Source organism: Enterococcus canis NBRC 100695 (assembly GCF_001544375.1).
Classification (GTDB): domain Bacteria; phylum Bacillota; class Bacilli; order Lactobacillales; family Enterococcaceae; genus Enterococcus_H; species Enterococcus_H canis.
This window is the reverse complement of sequence record NZ_BCQJ01000036.1, coordinates 1-1366: the sequence shown is the minus strand read 5'-3', so window position 1 is coordinate 1366 and position 1366 is coordinate 1. Positions and strand designations below refer to the sequence as shown.

Here is a 1366-nt window from a genome sequence, read left to right as displayed (position 1 = left end):
GGCGCTATAATTTCTAGGACTGATAGAAAATCGTTCTATCGGTCCTTTTGAGCATAAAAAACAAAACATACAGAAGCTCCATTAGAATTGAATCACCACAACACAATCAAAGGAGCGTTCTGTATGTCTGACCTTCATCCTATCAAACTATTACTAGGAATCAAAGATAAAAACATTCAAATCACTCATGTCGAGAAGAAAAAATACATTCAATCAACAGTATCGTTGTTTCTGCTACGCTCATTAAAACGATTCATCGCTGTCCTAGGTGAATCAACATGGGCTGATCGTTAAGAACGGAAAGAAAAAATCGCTGGTCCTTCTCAATAAGTGTGCGAATCAACGGACTTATCTTGCTTTGGCAAGGCAACGATACCTCTGTCATGGCTGTCACACCTATTTTACGGCGAATACCTACATTGTTGAAAAAAACTGTTTTATCGCCAAACAAGTACATTATAAAATATTGGAGGAATTGACTGAAAAGCAAGCAATGACGACGATTTCTAAACATTGCGGCGTTTCTTGGTCAACCGTTTCGCGAACACTCGCTTATCTGCTCCCCATGACAAAAGTGAAAAGAAATTGGTTGCCTCGTTGTTTATTGGTGGATGAATTTCGTTCATTGAAAAATCAAGTTGGTCCCTATTCTTTTTCTTGTATGGATGGCGATACCGGGAAATTACTGGATATTCTTCCTTCACGTAAGAAGAAAGACTTGGTTTCTTATTTTATGCAATTTGAACGACGTGCACGTTTAAACGTAAAAATACTCTAACGGATATGAACGCTTCTTATGCTTCGTTGATAAAAGAGTGCTTTCCTCATGCCAAACTCGTTGTGGATCGCTTTCACATCGTCAAGCACCTCATTCGCAGTTTTGAGGATATTCGACTACGAGTCATGAAAAGCTTCGACCGAAACGATCCAATACAAGCCAAACACTATCGACAAGTGAAGGCTTTATCTCGACTTCTGATTACACGACAGGACATGCTTGTTTATGATAAATGGACAAAATGGCGTAATTTTGGTTGGGCCTATCTAACCGAAAGTGAAGTCGTAGAACGTCTGCTTTCTACTTCTGATGAACTACGAATAGCTTATGCTTACTATTAAGAAATTCTTCAAGCTTTTCATGACAAAGAAGCGGACATCTTCTTTCAGCTTGTAAAAAAATGCCCAAGTCGGTTCCAAGAGAACTGCATCATATAAAAAAAGCGTTTATAAACTATGAATCAGGCATTCGTTTAGCCTTAGAGTTGCCTTACTCAAATGATAAAATAGAGAATCTGCATACCCACATCAAAGCATTGAAACGAATAGCTTACGGGTTTAGAAGCTTTCGTAGGATGAGAACCAGAGT

Annotated in this window: 1 pseudogene; it reads left to right on the top strand. The window is 38.7% G+C overall.

Features of this window, described 5'->3' with window-relative positions:
- Nucleotides 1-123 precede the first annotated feature (123 nt).
- Nucleotides 124-1366 (top strand): annotated as a pseudogene (locus ECA01S_RS14810) (ISL3 family transposase); the annotation flags it as partial.